Annotated in this window: 19 protein-coding genes; 3 read left to right on the top strand and 16 right to left on the bottom strand. The window is 35.3% G+C overall.

Annotated elements, in window-relative coordinates; genetic code table 11:
* The 15 genes from EVI01_RS11825 to EVI01_RS11890 form a co-directional block, all read right to left on the bottom strand.
* Positions 1-1,486, bottom strand: a 1,486-nt coding sequence (locus tag EVI01_RS11825; protein ID WP_186808777.1) for a MucBP domain-containing protein, incomplete at its 3' end; no start/stop codon positions are given.
* Between the two features lie 298 nt (positions 1,487-1,784).
* Entirely contained in the window at positions 1,785-2,735 is a 951-nt protein-coding gene (locus tag EVI01_RS11830) for an O-antigen ligase family protein (RefSeq protein WP_010750684.1), read from the bottom strand.
* 433 nt (positions 2,736-3,168) lie between these two features.
* The gene (locus tag EVI01_RS11835; protein WP_010750686.1) at positions 3,169-3,855 is read right to left on the bottom strand and encodes a CpsD/CapB family tyrosine-protein kinase; all 687 of its coding nucleotides are present in this window, start codon (positions 3,853-3,855) and stop codon (positions 3,169-3,171) included.
* Between the two features lies 1 nt (position 3,856).
* The gene (locus EVI01_RS11840; RefSeq protein WP_010750687.1) at positions 3,857-4,603 is read right to left on the bottom strand and encodes a YveK family protein; all 747 of its coding nucleotides are present in this window, start codon (positions 4,601-4,603) and stop codon (positions 3,857-3,859) included.
* Complete coding sequence (locus EVI01_RS11845; protein WP_025480618.1) at positions 4,572-5,750, bottom strand: glycosyltransferase family 4 protein; 1,179 nt, start codon at positions 5,748-5,750, stop codon at positions 4,572-4,574. The genes EVI01_RS11840 and EVI01_RS11845 overlap by 32 nt, the downstream gene beginning before the upstream one ends.
* Entirely contained in the window at positions 5,750-6,340 is a 591-nt protein-coding gene (locus tag EVI01_RS11850; RefSeq protein WP_010750689.1) for a DUF4352 domain-containing protein, read from the bottom strand. The genes EVI01_RS11845 and EVI01_RS11850 overlap by 1 nt, the downstream gene beginning before the upstream one ends.
* Position 6,341: 1 nt before the next feature.
* Positions 6,342-6,980 carry an acetyltransferase gene (locus tag EVI01_RS11855; RefSeq protein WP_010750690.1) on the bottom strand — a complete coding sequence of 213 codons (639 nt, stop codon included), beginning with the start codon at positions 6,978-6,980 and terminating at the stop codon, positions 6,342-6,344.
* A gap of 125 nt (positions 6,981-7,105) precedes the next feature.
* Positions 7,106-8,011, bottom strand: a complete 906-nt coding sequence (locus EVI01_RS11860) for an LCP family glycopolymer transferase (RefSeq protein ID WP_010750691.1) — start codon at positions 8,009-8,011, stop codon at positions 7,106-7,108.
* 102 nt (positions 8,012-8,113) lie between these two features.
* Positions 8,114-8,251, bottom strand: coding sequence for a hypothetical protein (locus tag EVI01_RS13750; protein WP_010750692.1), 138 nt, complete (start codon positions 8,249-8,251; stop codon positions 8,114-8,116).
* 17 nt (positions 8,252-8,268) lie between these two features.
* The gene (locus EVI01_RS11865) at positions 8,269-8,874 is read right to left on the bottom strand and encodes a sugar transferase (protein ID WP_010750693.1); all 606 of its coding nucleotides are present in this window, start codon (positions 8,872-8,874) and stop codon (positions 8,269-8,271) included.
* Positions 8,875-9,568: 694 nt separating this feature from the next.
* Positions 9,569-10,057 (bottom strand): GNAT family N-acetyltransferase, encoded by a 489-nt coding sequence (locus EVI01_RS11870; RefSeq protein ID WP_025480619.1) that lies wholly within the window; start codon positions 10,055-10,057, stop codon positions 9,569-9,571.
* Between the two features lie 26 nt (positions 10,058-10,083).
* Positions 10,084-10,683, bottom strand: coding sequence for a TVP38/TMEM64 family protein (locus EVI01_RS11875; protein ID WP_010750695.1), 600 nt, complete (start codon positions 10,681-10,683; stop codon positions 10,084-10,086).
* A 149-nt stretch (positions 10,684-10,832) separates the two neighbouring features.
* Positions 10,833-11,462, bottom strand: a complete 630-nt coding sequence (gene udk / locus EVI01_RS11880) for a uridine kinase (protein WP_010750696.1) — start codon at positions 11,460-11,462, stop codon at positions 10,833-10,835.
* 83 nt (positions 11,463-11,545) lie between these two features.
* The gene (locus tag EVI01_RS11885) at positions 11,546-12,241 is read right to left on the bottom strand and encodes a YjjG family noncanonical pyrimidine nucleotidase (RefSeq protein WP_010750697.1); all 696 of its coding nucleotides are present in this window, start codon (positions 12,239-12,241) and stop codon (positions 11,546-11,548) included.
* Between the two features lie 12 nt (positions 12,242-12,253).
* Positions 12,254-12,970, bottom strand: coding sequence for a 16S rRNA pseudouridine(516) synthase (locus tag EVI01_RS11890; RefSeq protein ID WP_010750698.1), 717 nt, complete (start codon positions 12,968-12,970; stop codon positions 12,254-12,256).
* Between the two features lie 328 nt (positions 12,971-13,298).
* On the opposite strand from EVI01_RS11890, the gene EVI01_RS11895 reads away from it, so the two are divergent.
* The 3 genes from EVI01_RS11895 (at position 13,299) to EVI01_RS11905 (ending at position 16,103) form a co-directional block, all read left to right on the top strand.
* A complete protein-coding gene (locus tag EVI01_RS11895; RefSeq protein ID WP_010750699.1) occupies positions 13,299-13,907 on the top strand; it encodes a 50S ribosomal protein L25/general stress protein Ctc in 609 nt (202 codons plus the stop codon).
* Positions 13,908-14,126: 219 nt separating this feature from the next.
* Positions 14,127-14,450 carry a DUF960 domain-containing protein gene (locus EVI01_RS11900; protein ID WP_010750700.1) on the top strand — a complete coding sequence of 108 codons (324 nt, stop codon included), beginning with the start codon at positions 14,127-14,129 and terminating at the stop codon, positions 14,448-14,450.
* 267 nt (positions 14,451-14,717) lie between these two features.
* The gene (locus EVI01_RS11905) at positions 14,718-16,103 is read left to right on the top strand and encodes an MATE family efflux transporter (RefSeq protein WP_010750701.1); all 1,386 of its coding nucleotides are present in this window, start codon (positions 14,718-14,720) and stop codon (positions 16,101-16,103) included.
* A 96-nt stretch (positions 16,104-16,199) separates the two neighbouring features.
* On the opposite strand, the gene EVI01_RS11910 is transcribed toward EVI01_RS11905, so the two are convergent.
* On the bottom strand, positions 16,200-17,063 hold the full coding sequence (locus EVI01_RS11910; protein ID WP_010750702.1) for a YsnF/AvaK domain-containing protein: 864 nt from the start codon (positions 17,061-17,063) through the stop codon (positions 16,200-16,202).
* Positions 17,064-17,161 lie beyond the last annotated feature (98 nt).

The following is a 17,161-nucleotide window of genomic DNA, read 5'->3' on the forward strand; positions in this document are numbered from 1 at the left end:
TGACTGTTTGCGGATCTGTACCAAAAGTACCTTTTGCATTCTCTGGGGTTTCTTTCAATACATAGCCATCAATTTCTTTTGCTTGCGTTTCATAACTATCGCCAATAGTTCCGTTTAATGTTTCAGTAGCAACTAATTCTTTCCCGTCTTTATCCACATACTTAACAGTTACGGGTGCGGCTTCTGCTTTTTCATAAACATACGTGACTGTTTGTGGCTCTCCGTTAAATGTTCCATTTGCATTTTCTGGTATTTCTTTTACTTGATATCCAGCAATTTCTTTAGGAGCTGTTTCATAAGTCTCACCGTATTTTTCTCCTTTAAGAACCTCGGATTCCGCTACTTTATTTCCTTCTTCATCTACGTAGTTGACTGTAACATCACCAATAATTTCGGGTTCTTTTACCGTGATTGTCACATCTTCAGAAACTAGATTATCCACACTCCGTACTAAAAACTTAATTCGATACTTCCCAGGTTTTTTCGTATCAACTGGATTATTATCCAAGTTCATAAAAATAGCCTTATCGGTTACGTCATTTCCATTCGCATCAATGGCTACTACATTTGCCGCCTTTAAAGCTGCTGCATTGTTCCATTCACTGCCATATTCTACTTCTCCATCTTCCGCATGAATGTAGTTGACTTCTTTTGCTTTAGTATATACATAAACAATATGCTGTTCTGTTTCAGAAAAAATTCCTGATGGATTTTCTGGTGCTTTGGATAAGGTATAGCCCTCAAATTCTTTCGCCTCAGTAGTGTAACTTTCACCGATTTTCCCTTCCAATGTTTGTATAGGTTCTAGATATTCACCAGCATCAGATAAATAATGAACATAGACTGGCGCAGGAGTCATCGGTGCGTTGATATAGAGATCACTCACATTTGCTTGTTGACCTAGATAAGATGGTATGGAAGAACTAGCGAAATTATCTCTATCCTGACCTAAATAAATATATTTGTATGAATTGATCGTTTGCAATTGTGTTTCATTTAATGTAAAAATTGCTGAGTTATCAGAAAGATCTCTAATTGCTGTAGAGTCTATCTTTTCTGCATCAGCAGGAACTTCTTTACCGTATCCCATATAGTCACCAGAACTAGTATATATTTGAACTTTTTTATTTGGAATACTATTTGATACATACAACCGTAAAGTAGAATATCCCTCTTGACCAAAAGACCCCTTACCATTTTTAAAAGTCATTGAACGTCCATCAAATGACATTTTAATTTCCTTAGATATTACGCTATTGGTCAATGCAGCTGAAGGTTTCTCTGTCGAGGGTTGCCCTATAGCAGTGAGAGGCACATCCCAGGCTTCTGTTTCTTTTGTGTCTGTAGCTACAACTGCTTGAGTATTCGTCGTTTCCTCTGCTAGAACCATTCCTGTAGAAATCAGGCTCTGTGCCATCATCCCAGTGGCCATAAACATGGCTAATAGTTGTTTTTTACGTTTTCTCGTTAATTTTTTCTTACTCATTATTCGCTTCCTTTCAATTTATAATTATCAATTTTTTTGTTGCTGTTACAACAACCTTGTTAATCATATAAAATATGTACAACTTAGAATCATCAAAAATCTAGATAGTATTTTACTTTTTTTGACGATTCTTTTTGCCAACTATGATTAACGACTTAAATAAAAAGAAATTTCTTACAGACCCTCTCCTATTTATTTAAGTTAAGGACCTTTTTCTCGAAACCCTCACTCCTTTCTTCCTCTAATATCATATCGATTTCCATATTTCCTGATAATCAAAAAAAGAGATATTAAAAATTTAGTTTTGATTGTTTATACCTTGACGTATAAAATTTTGATTTACTAAAACGTAGGCTAATGCCAGTCCGAACCATAAAAAACGTTTTTCCAAGGTTGTACTTAAAGCAATCGTTGCCCCAAAGAAGGTCATCAACATCAAAAAAGAAACAATCGGGTATAACATAAGATACTTATTTTTGCGCATATAACTATTCCCATACAGTTTTACTTGGAGAACAAACAAATAAAGTAATACGGCTGCCATGCCCAAAAAACCTAAGGCGCCTAAATTTGCCAACGTCTCTAAAAAGAAATTATGACCAGTCACAGCCGCTGAGGTATCTGTATTCTCAAATCCTAAAAAAAGACTGTCCAATTTTTTCGGTGCGCCACCTGCGCCAATGCCAAGAAAATGACTATCTCGACTGATTTTCCATAAATGTTCATATAGTTCTGTTCGTGCGGAGGTAGAAGTCGTTTTGTTTTCGAAAGAATTAGAAATGATTTCTAATAGGTTGCGACCAAAAGAAGTCATAGAGAAGAACAAAGCGCTAGGCGGTCCGAAAATCAAACTTATCAAGACCGCCTTTTGCCGATACAAAGTAAAAAATAAGGTAAATGAACTTATCCCCATACATAACATACCGATTCTTGAATAACTACTGATAACGACGAAGAGACTCATGGCAGTAAGTAGCACATACACGATGTTTTTACGCCAAACCTGTTGAATTTGTTGAATAGCTAAAATGACGATAGGATAATACAAAGCAATGTATAACGCATAGTCATTCGTATTAAAATAAAAGCCTGTCGGTTGGTATTTAATAGTTGTGGATACATAAGTATTAGCCGAAGAGAGATATAAATGTACGCCAAACAAAACTTCTACAATACCCACTAGCAGGTTGCTGACAAATGCAATCACTATGATTCGTAAGACCCATTTTAATGATTCCTGATTAAGCATTCGAAAGGTCACTAGAAGAATAAAAAGGATCTCAAATGCGAAGTACGAAGCCCGAAAGACGACACTCGAATAATCTGCATAGAAGTAAGAGGTTCAAGACAAAGCCAGAAAAATACTTAAGCAGAAAATAGGTAGCTTATATTGTTTCAATCCTGAAAAATCAAATTCACCAATCATCAGAAAAAGTACGAGATATATCGGTAATAGAAAGCGAAAAAGATATAAACTTTCATGTCCAGGGACAGATAGATATGCCCCAAAAAACATAGAAAGTACAATACCATACCACAATAATTGATTCAGTTGGATTAAATCAAATCGCCATAAAAACAAAACAAAAGAAAGAAAGAGAATTCCTCCATAAAACACTGGCTGAAACAAACCTAAGATACTGAGAAAAAAGAAAACAAAGTATAGCAAATACTTTGTTCGATTATTTATATCCATACGCATAACCATACCCATACTTCTTGCGTTGCTTTTTCGTTATTTTCTTATAGTTTAAAACCATCCCTAACAAAACGGGACTGACTAACCGAATGCTTGATAGTGCTTCTTCAATCTCATTGGTTTTTGTTTTATTGTCTCTCACAACAAATAAAACATTTTTAAACGTGGAAATAATCACTTTTGTATCAGGAGAAAGACGTATAGGGGGACTATCAATAATGATGATATCGAATTTTTCCAGTTGTCGCCAAATGTAGTCGTTCACGATGTCAGAAGAAAGTATTTCAGTGATGTTCAACGTGCTTCTACCACAAGAAATGGCAAAGAGATTCTCACTGACTTCATTCACAATATTTCTAGTTAACTGATCCTCGTAGATATTAGAAATACCAGGACGATTGATAATTCCTAACGTTTTGGAGGTTTGGGGACGATGCAAATCCATATCAACTAAAAGAACTTTCTTTTTTGCTTCTGCAAAAGCTTTGGCCACATGAAGTGCTGTATAGCTTTTCCCTTCTCCTTGATTCGCTGAAGTGACAACGATCACATGCTTTTGTTGATTTTTTAATTGAAATTCTAAATTCGTTTTTAAATCTCTAAAGGCATTGGCACTTAAATAATCCATACTTTCTAATTTTGAGATTGACGAACTCGTTGTTTCTTGCATTTTACCTCCTCCTTCTTCTTTTATGATCTTTGTGACTTGAATGAAACGATTGTTTTCCCTTTAGTTTAGCTGTTGTTGCTTTTTTGGCCTCTGCTTTGTATTCTAAAGGAATCGTACCAATGACTGGGAATCCAAAAGTTGCTAGTTGCTCCCCTTCACGAATCACTCCTTGATTTAAGGTTTCTAGAATAATGATTACTAAACCAAGCCAAATCCCCATAACAATCGATAAAACAATCGTCATGTTATCTCTGACCCTTTTTCCTTGTTCTGCGGCGTTCAGTACAATGAGTTTATTTTCAGGAAATAGCGTTTCTAAATATTTTTGAGTTGATTCTGCAATCTGATTGGCTACGGCTTGTGTTTTGTAGGGAGAATCCATTACGACACGTAAAGACAAACTTAATGAATTTTCATCACTCGTTAACGTCATGCTTCTTCTAATAACACCCACGCCATCATCTATTTTTGTTTTTTCTCTTACTTCACTTAAGACTGGCGAACTTTTCATGACATTCATATACGTATTCATCAATTGGATATTCAAACGAATATTCGCATCACTCGTTGTATCTTGGTCTGTATTTGCTTTAGGAAGCATGATCAACTCGACAGATGATTTATACATTTTATCTTGAATAAAATTTTGTACGCCATACGCTATTCCAGCAAATAAAACAGGACATATCACTAATATGTACCACCGCTGAATGATTTTATTGATAATTGTCTTGATATTTAAGTTCATCTGTTGCTCCTTCCTTTAAGGTCTGATAAAAAGCATATAGTTTAGCTTCTTCTGAGGACCAACTAAATCCCTTCTGTAAATAATTCATCCCATTTTTACTTTGCTCCTCACGTAAAAGTGAAGAAGAAACTAATTGGTTAGCAGCATATACTATTTCTTTTGAATCTCTGACATCTACTGCAAAACCGTTTTTACTTTGTTCAATAATACTTCTCCATAAAGGAAAATTGGAAACAATCATTGGTAAGCCATGGGCCATATACTCAAACATTTTTGTTGCAATCGATTCCGTATAATTCCCCACAGGATGTAACAAACACAAACCAATATCACATTGTGCATAAATGGAAGCTAATTGGTCGTATGCTACAAATGATTGGTATTCGACAACATTTTCTAAAGAATAGCGATGGATATATTGTTTTACTTTTTCTAATAGATTGTTTTCACATGATCCTACTAATTTTAAGCGTACATTCTTCTGATCATTTGTTAAACTCCTGATCATATCTAACATTTCCCATATTCCTCTAATTTCTGCTATTCGTCCTACATAGACAAAAGTAATTGGTTCTTGCTTAGCTCTTGGTACAACTGAAGTTCGATTTTGGATTTTAGGATAATTATAAATATCTTCAGTCAGTACTTTAGATGATAGTGCTTGGTAGTCATGTTTATAGCTTTCCTCTGCAAATAATATTCCATCGGTTTGATTCAATAATTTTTTCTCAATAATCGGAACGATTTTCGCTAATCGTTTACGTAAATACTTGGGAATCCAAGATTTAGATTGAATTGCTTTAGGGAAATTTTCATGCATATCATAAATAAATTTTCCTGTTTTCTTTTTCCTTTTTAGAAAAGGCAGAAGCAGTAATAATTCTGGATCATGAAAATGATAGTACGTTGCATCACTCGCTAGAATTTCTTTATAAAGCTGACGCCAAATCTTATATCGGTTATGTCGTTTGGCTTTGTCTAACAAATGAATGTTTAAATGGCTATTTTCAAAACTTTCTGATGCTGTATCATCGGTTACTGCATAAAAATCTACCTGATATTTTTTTGATAAGCTCTGCGCTTCCTTGAAAAAGATGCGAGCGTCTTTCCAAGAATGCACAGAACTGTACATCATAATTTTTTCCATTATTTTTTCGTATTTTCTGTTGAAGCTTGACTGGATTTATTTTCTTCATGTTTCGCTTCTTTACTCATTTTTTCTTTTGAATCTTGCTTGGCTGTTTTTCTCGCACCTTCAAATTCGGCTTCCCATTTTAGTTGAAGCGCTGTTTGGAAAGGATTATAGACGATGACTCCAGAGGTCATATCATTAGGAATCGAATAATAACCTGCTCCTTCTAACGTTTTTCCAGGTTCGATTACGTCACCAAAATTATCTTCGCTACTTGTAAATTTATATTCATTTCCTTTTGCATCTAAAATTTTGAAGTCAGGTGTGCCGATATCTTGTTCTTCTTCTGAAATATTTTTAGCCTTGACTTTTACTTCTAATGTTGTTTTTCCTAAATCTGTATTTAAAGGATTATCGACAATTTTTGCAGCTTCCACTGTTATTTCTAGATTTTCTGTTTTCTTTGTTTCACCGATTTCTGATTGAATATTCAAGATTTCTGAACTTTCTTGAGTTGTATTGGTTGTTTTTTTTGAATTGCTACATCCTGCTAATGCCATAGATAATCCTGTTAATATTGCTACACTAATAAGTAATTTTTTCATGTTATTTCTCCATTCTTTTTTTTATAATATGTGCTGGACATCCCACAGCTGTTACATGACTTGGAATGTCCTTGATGACCACTGCTCCAGCACCAATCGTGCTATGAGAGCCAATCATTATGTTTTGAATAAGGGTGCTACTGACACCAAAACTTGTTTGATCATTGATCGTGGTATTTCCTGAAACCGTAACATTTGGAAAAAGTGAGTTATAAGAACCTATCGTTGTATCATGACCAATGCTTGTACGAAGATTGACCATATTAAAATCTCCTATTTGGATATCAGTCAGCAGAGTTGCAAAGGGCATAATGATATTTCCTTGACCAAACTGGACCTCTTCATCAATTAAGGCAAATGGTGAGATCAAGTTAGGAAATTTTAAATAGGGGTTTACCTGCAATTTTTGATAGATCCTCTTTTTTATTTCTGGCGCTGCAACACCAATCGCAACATTCACTGGTTTCGAATAATATGCTAGCCATTCAATGGTTCCCAAAACAGTGGCGTGACCTACTTTTTCTCCTTTTCGCTTTCGATCATCAACATAGCCAAGCAAATGGTAGTCCGATAACTGGTTCACTAAAAATCCAATTTCTTTGCCAAAACCACCCGCTCCAACGATAACGATTTCTTTCATTTTTCTCCCCCCATATTTAGCGGTTTGGTTGTTTAGATAAAATAGAAACAGCTCGTAGACATAATTATGCGGATTTTTAACAAAAAAAATAATCATTTTTAATGGTATGAAATACATCATTTCGATTATTCTAGATTTTCTTTTAATAGATTCTGTTTCATTTTCAATTGTTCATCCGTGATTTTTTGATAGGAAATCCCGTTTTCTTCGTAATTTTCACCTTCTAACTGAAGACTATCAATATTACTCAATACATCGCCGTAATTCAAAGCAATGCTTTTCATGTCCAAAAAAGTAAAGTCTGTTCGCATATTATTTTCTAAGGTTGACAATACTTCTTGGTAGTGCGGGAGCATCTTTAGATTGAATAATTTTTTCCCAATGCTTTCAATCACTTGTCTTTGGCGCTCTTGTCGTCCGTAGTCTCCTAGAGGGTCGTCTTTTCGCATCCGTGAATACTTTAATGCTTCTTCGCCATTTAAAAAATTAATACCTTTAGTAAATTTCTTGCCCTGATAAGTAAAATCAAAAGGACTTTCTACCGCTATACCACCCACAATATCCACTAATTTTTTCAAACCTACCATATCTAAAGTGACGTAATGATTGATAGGAAGATCGAAGACACCTTCTACCGTTTTAATCGCCATTGAAGCCCCACCATAAGCATACGCGTGATTGATTTTGTCTTTTCCTTCTCGTCCATCAATCTCGACGTAAGCATCTCGAGGAATACTTAGCAATTTGGTTTGTTTTTTCCCAGGATTGATGGTTAGCAGGGAGAGACTGTCTGAACGTCCATATTCAGTCGTTAAATCTTCACTATCGATCCCTAGTAATAAAAGACTAAACGGTTGTTTTTGCTCTAAATTGACAAATTTCGTGGCTATTTCTCCCGATTCAGTCATTGCATTGGCGTACATCTTATTGACACTTGTAGAAAGGTCATAATAAATTTTGCCTAAAAAAAACAGCAAAGTCACAGTCATCACACCAATGACTATGCCGATTACTTTAAAAAATTGTTTCATCTTTGCTCCTTTCTTTTCCAGGAATAATCATAGGGACGATATTTTTTTCTTAGCTGTTCTTGTGCTTTTTTCGTTCGCTGATTTCTTCTCTGTAATATAATGTCACACCACTTTTTTTACTCGGGTGATTTTTTCACGCTTTGCCAATGAATTTAAATGTTGTCGCGTAATATTTAAGTACGCAAGAGCATCTGAACTCGATAGAAAATAAGAACGAAGCTCTTTTTCTTGTTCTCTCATTAGAACCTCCTAATTTTTTACTTGGACACGCCCATAAATCGTTCCATAGTTTCTTGTTTTCCACTATTGACACCTTTTCGTTTGAGTACAATCAAGACTGTTTTTACTAAAATGAAACTATCTGTTTTCAAGCTTGCTTGATCGACGTATGTAACATCATATTGAAATTTTTCTTCCCAAGTCAGAGCGTTTCTTCCATTCACTTGAGCAAGTCCAGTCAAGCCTGGAATCACTAAATGTCTTCTTGCTTGTTCTTTCGTATATAAAGGCAAGTATTCAATGAGTAACGGTCTCGGACCGACAAAACTCATGTCTCCTTTGAAAATATTCCATAATTGTGGTAGTTCATCTAAACTGGTTTTTCTTAAAAATGCTCCAAATTTCGTTAATCGTTGAACATCTGGTAATAAGTTACCTTCTTCATCTTTCTGATCGTTCATTGTCTTGAACTTATAAATTAAAAAAATCTTTTCATTTTTCCCTACACGAGGTTGTTTGAATAAAACTTGTTTTCCATTACAAAAATACAGAGTAACAGCAATCACCACCAAAAATGGCGTAACTATAATCAATAGCAACATACTCGCCAATAGATCCAGTAAACGTTTTATTTGTAAATACATTTTGTATCATCTCCTTTTTTCGATTTGTCTTTATACTACAAACTTTCATGTGGTTAAAAAAATCAAAAACCTTCATTCCACAACTTGTTTTTGTCTGAAATAAGTATTTTTTGAAAATACATGAGCATTAATTGGGTAAATGAAAAAAAGTTGAAGGACGAACGAAACCCATGATTAGGCTTTAAGAGGTTCAATTAAGAAAAAAAGAGCCCGCCGTTTAAAACGACAGGCAGCAGAAAAATATAAAAGAAGAAATAGGTTTTGATTAGAAAGCTTAACACTAAATTTTCCGTGGGTTTCAGTAATGGAGAATACACAAACATTCTTTAAGCATAAATGGATGATTTTAAAAGAAAAATTATTACGTGGGGATTATGTAAAGAGCAGTTATTCATAGTTTATACTAAAAAAATAAAAGCCGATTCCTCAAAACAAGTGAGAATGAATCAAAACATCACTATTTCAAACATTCTTGCTTATTTTTATTGAGTGAATCAACTTTTATTTTATTCCTGGTACTTGAAAAATTTTTTCAAGCAGACAAGCCCTTCTCCACAAAAGTCTTGCCCGACACCCCTACATTCCGGCAGGTGATAATAAATTATCTTGTGTCTCCAAAATCAATTAGGCGCATCTGTAAACCAGAGGCCTTCTCGACCCGTCTCATGAAGTTACTTTAACACATCTGACTTCTTTATGCGAGGATTTTTTTCATTTTATAATCGACCATTTGAAATCCTTGACCAATATCTGAGACCAATTCACCCACCAGTTCAAATCCTTGATGCTTATATACTGCGATGGCTTGGGTGTTTCCTTGGTTCACTCGCAAATAAATCTCTGTGATTCCCTGTTCTTTGGCTAATTGCTCGTACCAGTGAAAAATCGCAGTCGTTAATCCTTGTCCACGCACTTGATGTAATAGATAGAGCTTACTTAGATAAATTTTTGAATCAATGATTTCATAAGCGGTATAGCCTACTGTCTGACCTTGTTTTTTTAACAAAAAGTACTGAACCCCTTCGGCTATTTCTTTTTCGATTTGTTCCTTGGATTGATAAGTAGCTAGCATATAGTCCACCTGTTCTTGTCCAATAATTGGCACAAACGCTTCCGGCCACACTTCTTTGATTATTGCCACTAGCTCGTCTATTTCCTTTGTGGTGACTTTGACTTTTTCCAACATGCTTTTTCTTCCCTTCCTATAGCTTAGAGATTCCCTTGTGCTTTATGGAACAAAAACAACATAATCATGCTATAAATTCCCACCGACCATGGCTTTAAAAGAATAACGATTTGCATAAATTCTTTAAAAGATAGCTTTGTCAGACCCGCCACAAGACAAATCAAGTCATCTGGAGCAAAGGGAATTAATAAGGTTAAACATAATACCTTTTTGATATCTTTGGTTTTTTGTGTCAGTAATTGATCAAATTTTTGATACTTTTTTGGTGAAAGAATCAGCTGGACAAAACTTACACCATAATAGCGCACAAGTAAAAAACCAATAGCTTCCCCAATGATTAAACCGAGGCAACTGTAAAATAAACCAAAGCCATTCCCAAACATCAGCATCCCCGCCACCGAAGAAATACCTCCAGGTAATATAGGGATAATCACTTGAACAATCTGTAACAAAACGAAAATGACAACAGCATAGTCTCCAAATTGTTGAATGAATCGTTGCAAAGAATCTGTAGACTGAAAGATACCGTGCCGATAAGCATAAATAACTAACCCTAAAAAGAACAACACACCAACAATTGGGATGATCCGTAGGTATTTATGCACATTATTTTTCTTTTCCATAATCGGTTTCTCCATTTTTTAAATTTCTTGCTAGCTTTTTATGGGTTAAACAATGGATATATGCCCTATTTTGAGAAATAAGTCGAAGAAACGAAAATATTTACTTCTATCTTCGTGATTCTTCGACTTATCAAAATCATTCATCTTTTTTATTTATGATCTAAAAAACTAGCCACTTTTGTCGTGATCAAATCAATCGCTACATGATTTTCTCCGCCTTCTGGTACAATGATGTCTGCATAACGTTTAGTTGGTTCAATAAATTGATGATACATTGGTTTCACCACTGTCAAATATTGTTCAATGACTGAATCCAATGTTCTACCACGTTCTTCCATGTCTCGTTTGATACGGCGGATGATCCGTATATCATCATCAGTATCTACATATACTTTAATATCCATTAAATCACGTAACTGTTCATCATCTAAAATCAAGATACCTTCCAATATAATGACTTCTTTTGGTTCTTGAATGATTGTTGCTTGGCTTCTCGTGTGTGCAACGTAATCATATACTGGTTTTTCAATGGCGTTATAGTTCAGTAGTTCTTTCACGTGCTGAATCAGCAGATCATTATCAAAGGCAAAGGGATGATCATAATTCGTATTCAATCGTTCTTCAAAGCTTAAATGGCTTTGATCTTTATAATAAGAATCCTGTTCAAGCATCATGATGGAATGGTCTGGAAAATGGTTGAAAATGGCACGGCTAACGCTCGTTTTTCCGCTTCCTGATCCACCCGTCACACCAATGATAATTGGCTTGCTTTTTGTCATTGACTAAAACCTCTTTCATATCCGATTTTGCATTCTTATCTATTATAGCGAAAATACACGAAAATGCCATATTTTTCTGAAAATTAATGCGCCTTGATTTCCAAAAGAGGATAAAGTTCTGACAATGAATCCACACGATAAGTAGGCGTGATCTCAGGAATTTCTGGTAATTGGTTTTTATTAAACCAAATCGTATCAATTCCAGCTAGGTTGCCACCCTTAATATCAGAGGTTAATGAATCACCTATAATGACCGTTGTTTCTTTTTCTAATGTCGGAATATTAGAAAAAACATGATCAAAAAAAGCTTTCATTGGCTTTTGGGCACCGACATCTTCTGAAACAAATATTTTTTTGAAATAACCTAGCATATTCGCATCCGTCAAACGTTGATACTGAGTTTTTGATACCCCATTTGTCACAATATACAAATCCGCCTGATTAGTTAAAGATTGAAGTAATTCGTGGCTCCCTTCAATGAGATCATGCCCTTGATTCAAATAATGACGATAACGCTTTTCCATGGCCAAGCTATCGACTGCTTTCCCAAATTGCTGAAATAATAGACCAAAGCGGCTACCTGTCACTTCTTCTCTAGTCATATTTCCTTTTTCAAATTCACGCCATAAATGGTGATTCAATGCTTTGTAACTGGTTTTTACTTCTGGTGTCAATTCAATACCTTGTTCAGCAAATAATTCGTTTAAGGCTTTTGCTTCTGTCAATTGAAAATCAAGCAAGGTATCGTCGACATCAAACAATAGTGTTTTATATTTCATCTTTCTTTTCTCCTATTTAAAGTATTTTTTTAATTGCTTTAATTCATCTACTGTCAGTGAACGATATTCACCTTCTAATAGTTGCTCATCTAATTGTAAAGGTCCCATACTGAGTCGCTTTAATCTAGTGACTTTTTTCCCACGAGCAAGGAACATTTTTTTTACTTGATGGAACTTGCCTTCTTGGATCGTTACTTTTACTCTACTACTTTTCTTATCTGTTTCTATGATCTCTAATCGTGCCGGCAAGCAACGATAGCCTCCATCAAACATAATCCCTTCTTGAAAAGCTTGCACATCTAAAGACGTTACCGGTTCATTGACCGTTGCTTCATATGTTTTCCATACTTTCTTGTCCGGTAAAAGCATCTCATAACCTAATTGTCCATTTGAAGTGAGCAAAAGTAAACCAGTGGTATCTCGATCAAGTCGTCCAACTGGGTATAACGGCTTGGTACGATCTTCTGGTGCAATCAAATCGACAACGGTTTTTTTGGACTTGTCTTTGACGGCTGTTACTGCGCCGTTTGGTTTATTCAGTATATAGTAGACTTCATTTGTGGTTAAACGCTTACCTGAAACTTCAATCTCATGAAGAAGACTATCCACGTTGCGATTTTGACAAAACTCGATGTGTCCATCTATTTTTACTTGTTTGGCTGCAAATAATCGTTTCATCTCTTTACGTGTCGTCTGCAATGATTCTTCCATTAATTTATCTAAACGCATGGATCTTTCCTTTCTTACACTAACAAGCATTATAACCTGAAAATAAAGAGATGCAAAATAAGAAAACCATCGTTATCCCTTGACTTAATTTTAAATTCGCGCTACGGTTAAATAGTAAAGTGAATTGGATTTCTCATACACAGCGTAATGACCTGGTGGAGAAAAGTTGAATCCTGACTTTCTAAGGGCAGATGCGCGCATCTGTCCTTTTGCGCTTTTTATGCGCCCTAGCCAATAATGTGCAAGAGAATAGCCGTTGAAAGTTCACTTAAATAAAACCTGTCTGTTTTTGTTTCAGGCAGTCACATTTTAAGGAGGAATTTTGGTTATGTCAGTATCATTAGAAGTAAGTAAAAGAGAAGTACGTCCCCGTTCGTTGAGAAACAAGTTGCGCCATGAAGGAAAAGTACCAGCTATCATTTATGGATACAATGTTGAAAGTACCCCTATTTCAGTGGATGGACGAATATTCAGTAAAGTGTTGCGTGAAAATGGCGCTAATACAGTTATTACCATGGATATCGACGGAAATAAAGTCAATACGTTGGTTCATAAAGTCCAAACAAATACCTTTACCAACCAGTTTGAACATGTGGAATTTTTATCCGTAAACATGTCAGAAGAAACAGAAGTGGAAACAGAAGTTGTCCTTGTCGGTGAATCTGTCGGTGTGAAATCAGGTGGTGTCTTAGCTCAAAACCTTTACACGGTGATTGTCTCTGCTACTCCAAACAACTTGCCTGAACGCATTGAAGTCGATGTGACTAACTTAAATCTAGGCGATGCGATCACAGTAGCTGATTTACCAGAAACAAACGATTATAAAGTCGTTTCTGACAAAGAAGAACAAATTGCAGCAGTCGTGGCTCCAACAGAAGAAGCTGAAACGACTGATGAAGAAAACGAACCAGAAGTCATTGGTTCAACGGAAGAATAACAAGTAACTTGTTCGTGTCAAAAGCGTTGGTAAACTTCGCTTTTGACACGTTTTTTACACTCCTTAAAGAAAACTTATACTTTGAAAAAAAGTATGCGATTTTTGTTGCATTTTTTGAAAAACTTTATTAGAATGAACCATCGTTACAGTAAGTATAAATCGTTTATCCGAAACGAAAAAAACACACGTCTATTCGATAAAACGAAGGAGGTTAAACAGATGTTTGAAAGTTTTGACAGTAGTCGCAACCGGTATGCCTCTGTAGGTGTTGTATCGAGTTTGCCAGATGAGTTGATTGATAGTATCTGGTTTATTATTGACCTAGACCTTAAGGGAGTTATTCCCTTGGACAATATTTTAGCCTTTGATTTAATGGATAATAATGGAAAAGTAACCATGCATTTTTCACAAGCAGGTAGTGATGTCGAAATGGGAATTGATTTACCGTTTCGTTATTCCTCACAATTTCCTAGCCAAGTCTATGCGTATGATGATGGAACAAAAGAAACCATTTTATTACCTAGTGAGATAAGACAGTCGTAAGATTCACAACCATGCGTTGTTTATTTTGATTTGTAGCCTAAAGCCAAGCAGTTGATCCTTTGAATTTATTCTTTGATATTTTTCTTTGAATTGATTCGACGACCCACTTCTTGGCTTGTTTTATGGTGCACGCTATTGAAAATTTTCATGAAAATAAGTTATTCATACGTAAAATTTAATGAAATTCTTTTATTTCTTAACTAGTAATCTCAGGATAAACACTATATACTACTAACTAAATTTTACAGATAATAAGGAGTTTAAAAAATGCGCGATTTAACAAAAGGAAGCCCAGCTAAACTAATTTTAATGTTCACCTTACCTTTACTTATCGGTAATGTCTTTCAACAGTTTTATAACATGGTTGATATGATTATTGTCGGTCAAACTTTAGGTAAAAATGCACTAGCTGCTGTTGGTGCTACAGGAAGTTTAACTTTCTTGATTATTGGTTTTGCTCAAGGGTTAACTGCTGGTTTAGCGATTATCACAGCCCAACGCTATGGTGCTAAAGATTATCGTGGTCTTAAGAGAAGTTTTGCTGCAAGTGTCGTGATTAGTTTGATTGTCACTCTTGTTTTAACTGTCCTTAGCTTAGTCTTTATTCGTCCGATGCTTCAATTGATGCAAACGCCAGTTGAAATTATGGATCAGGCACAAACGTTCATTTCAATCATTTTGCTTGGGATTTTCGCATCAATGAGTTTTAACTTGCTTTCTAATGTGATTCGCGCATTGGGCGATAGTAGAACACCACTGTTCTTCTTGATCATTGCTGTCATTGTCAATATTGTTCTTGATTTAATTTTTATCATAAACTTTGGTATGGGCGTAGAAGGTGCAGCGATTGCTACGGTGATCGCACAAGTTTGTTCTAGTTTATTATGTCTTGTCTATATCAAGAAAAAAATTCCGTTATTACAATTACGCAAAAAAGACTTTAAATTTGATAAAGAAGAAATAAAAGTCCATTTAAACGCTGCTTTGCCAATGGCTTTTCAATCTTCTATTATCGCAGTAGGTGCCATCGTTCTTCAAGCAGCTTTGAACAGCTTAGGAACAGATGTGGTCGCTGCCCAAGCTGCAGCAAGTCGGATTGACCAATTTGCCAATCAACCAATGATGTCATTTGGGATTGCTATAGCTACCTTCACTGCTCAAAATTATGGAGCAAAAGAATACGGACGCATCCTAAAAGGTGTCAAACAAACACTTATGATGAGCATTGGTTTTAGTCTAGTAGCTGGTGCGATTATGATTTTCTTTGGTCATTCACTGATGCAACTGTTTGTTTCTTCCACTGAAACACGTGTCTTTGAATTAGCACAAACTTACTTCAACATCAATGGTTCATTGTATTGGATCCTAGCGATTCTATTCATTCTTCGCTATACATTACAAGGCCTTGGTCAAAGTAAGATTCCTACACTTGCTGGAATGATGGAATTAATCATGCGTTCTTTTGCAGCGATCATTTTAACTGGGTTATTAGGTTATACGGGTGCCGCTGCTGCTTCACCACTTGCATGGGCAGGTTCTGTCGCTGTTTTACTTTATTCCTATGTACGTTCAATGAAACACCTAAAACAATTAGAGAACGATCAACAATTTGTTCTTGATGAATCAAAAATTCAATATAATAGTATCCAATAAATTTTAACGACTAAATAAAGACATTTCTCTTATCCATTTGATAAGATGAAATGTCTTTATTTTATTGATTATAACTTTCTTTTGGTTAAACGTTTATTAAGGATGTTCAGGGTTTCGAGTTTTTTCTCCCGTATCCTCTACTTGAACATCGCCTTTTGTATCCACATCCAACTCTTCCCGACTGACATCTTCCGTTACTTGTTTGATATCTTCATGTTCTTTTTTGTGGATTCCTACCTCTTCACGTACAACAGTATGTTTATTAACGTCAATTTGTTCTTCTTTGATTGGAATGGTAATTGTTTCATCTTTCAAAGTATCATCTGAAATGTTATGACTTGTTTCACTATTAACCGGTTTTCTTTCAATCACAATTTCTTCTCGTTTAACAGGTACTTCTATGGTTTTTGTATCATTTACAACATGTTTATGAATATCCACTTCTCCTGTTGTTACATCATGCGTGTTGACGTCTAGCTGTTCTTCTTTCAGTTGAATGGTATCATCATCAGTTCCATAATCAATGTTATTCGTTGAAACTTCTGCATTTTTATCCGTATTTATTTCAGACGCGGACATCGTTGCCCCACGATAATTCTTCACTGTAATGACAATTTTTCCCTCTGCGATATCGTCGCGGTATTGATACAATGGATCATTCTCAACGGAACGTTCAGCCTCTTCTTCATTAGAAGCATACTCATAAGTATTAGTAGAAAACGCATCTTTAATGCGTTCCCATAAAGACCGATCTTCATGAACATCTTCTATCTCATTGATATCTGTTTCTACATCAATTCCTGATAATCCAGAAAAACCAAATCTCTGAGCAGCTTCTTTTGTCGTGTAAATAATAATATCCTCTCGATTATACCCTTCATCGCGCAATTGTTCGATCACTGATAAAGCTTCTTCCCTCGTGCTGTAACTACCAATAACTGTTAGATCTCGTTCTTTCATGTAAATCCCTCCTATTAATAGTATTCATGCATTTAGTAAATTCGCTTACAAATCTATTCTATCGGATATTTTTTATTCAAACAAATATCTAGTTTATG

It is taken from the genome of Enterococcus villorum (assembly GCF_007990225.1).
Lineage (GTDB): Bacteria > Bacillota > Bacilli > Lactobacillales > Enterococcaceae > Enterococcus_B > Enterococcus_B villorum.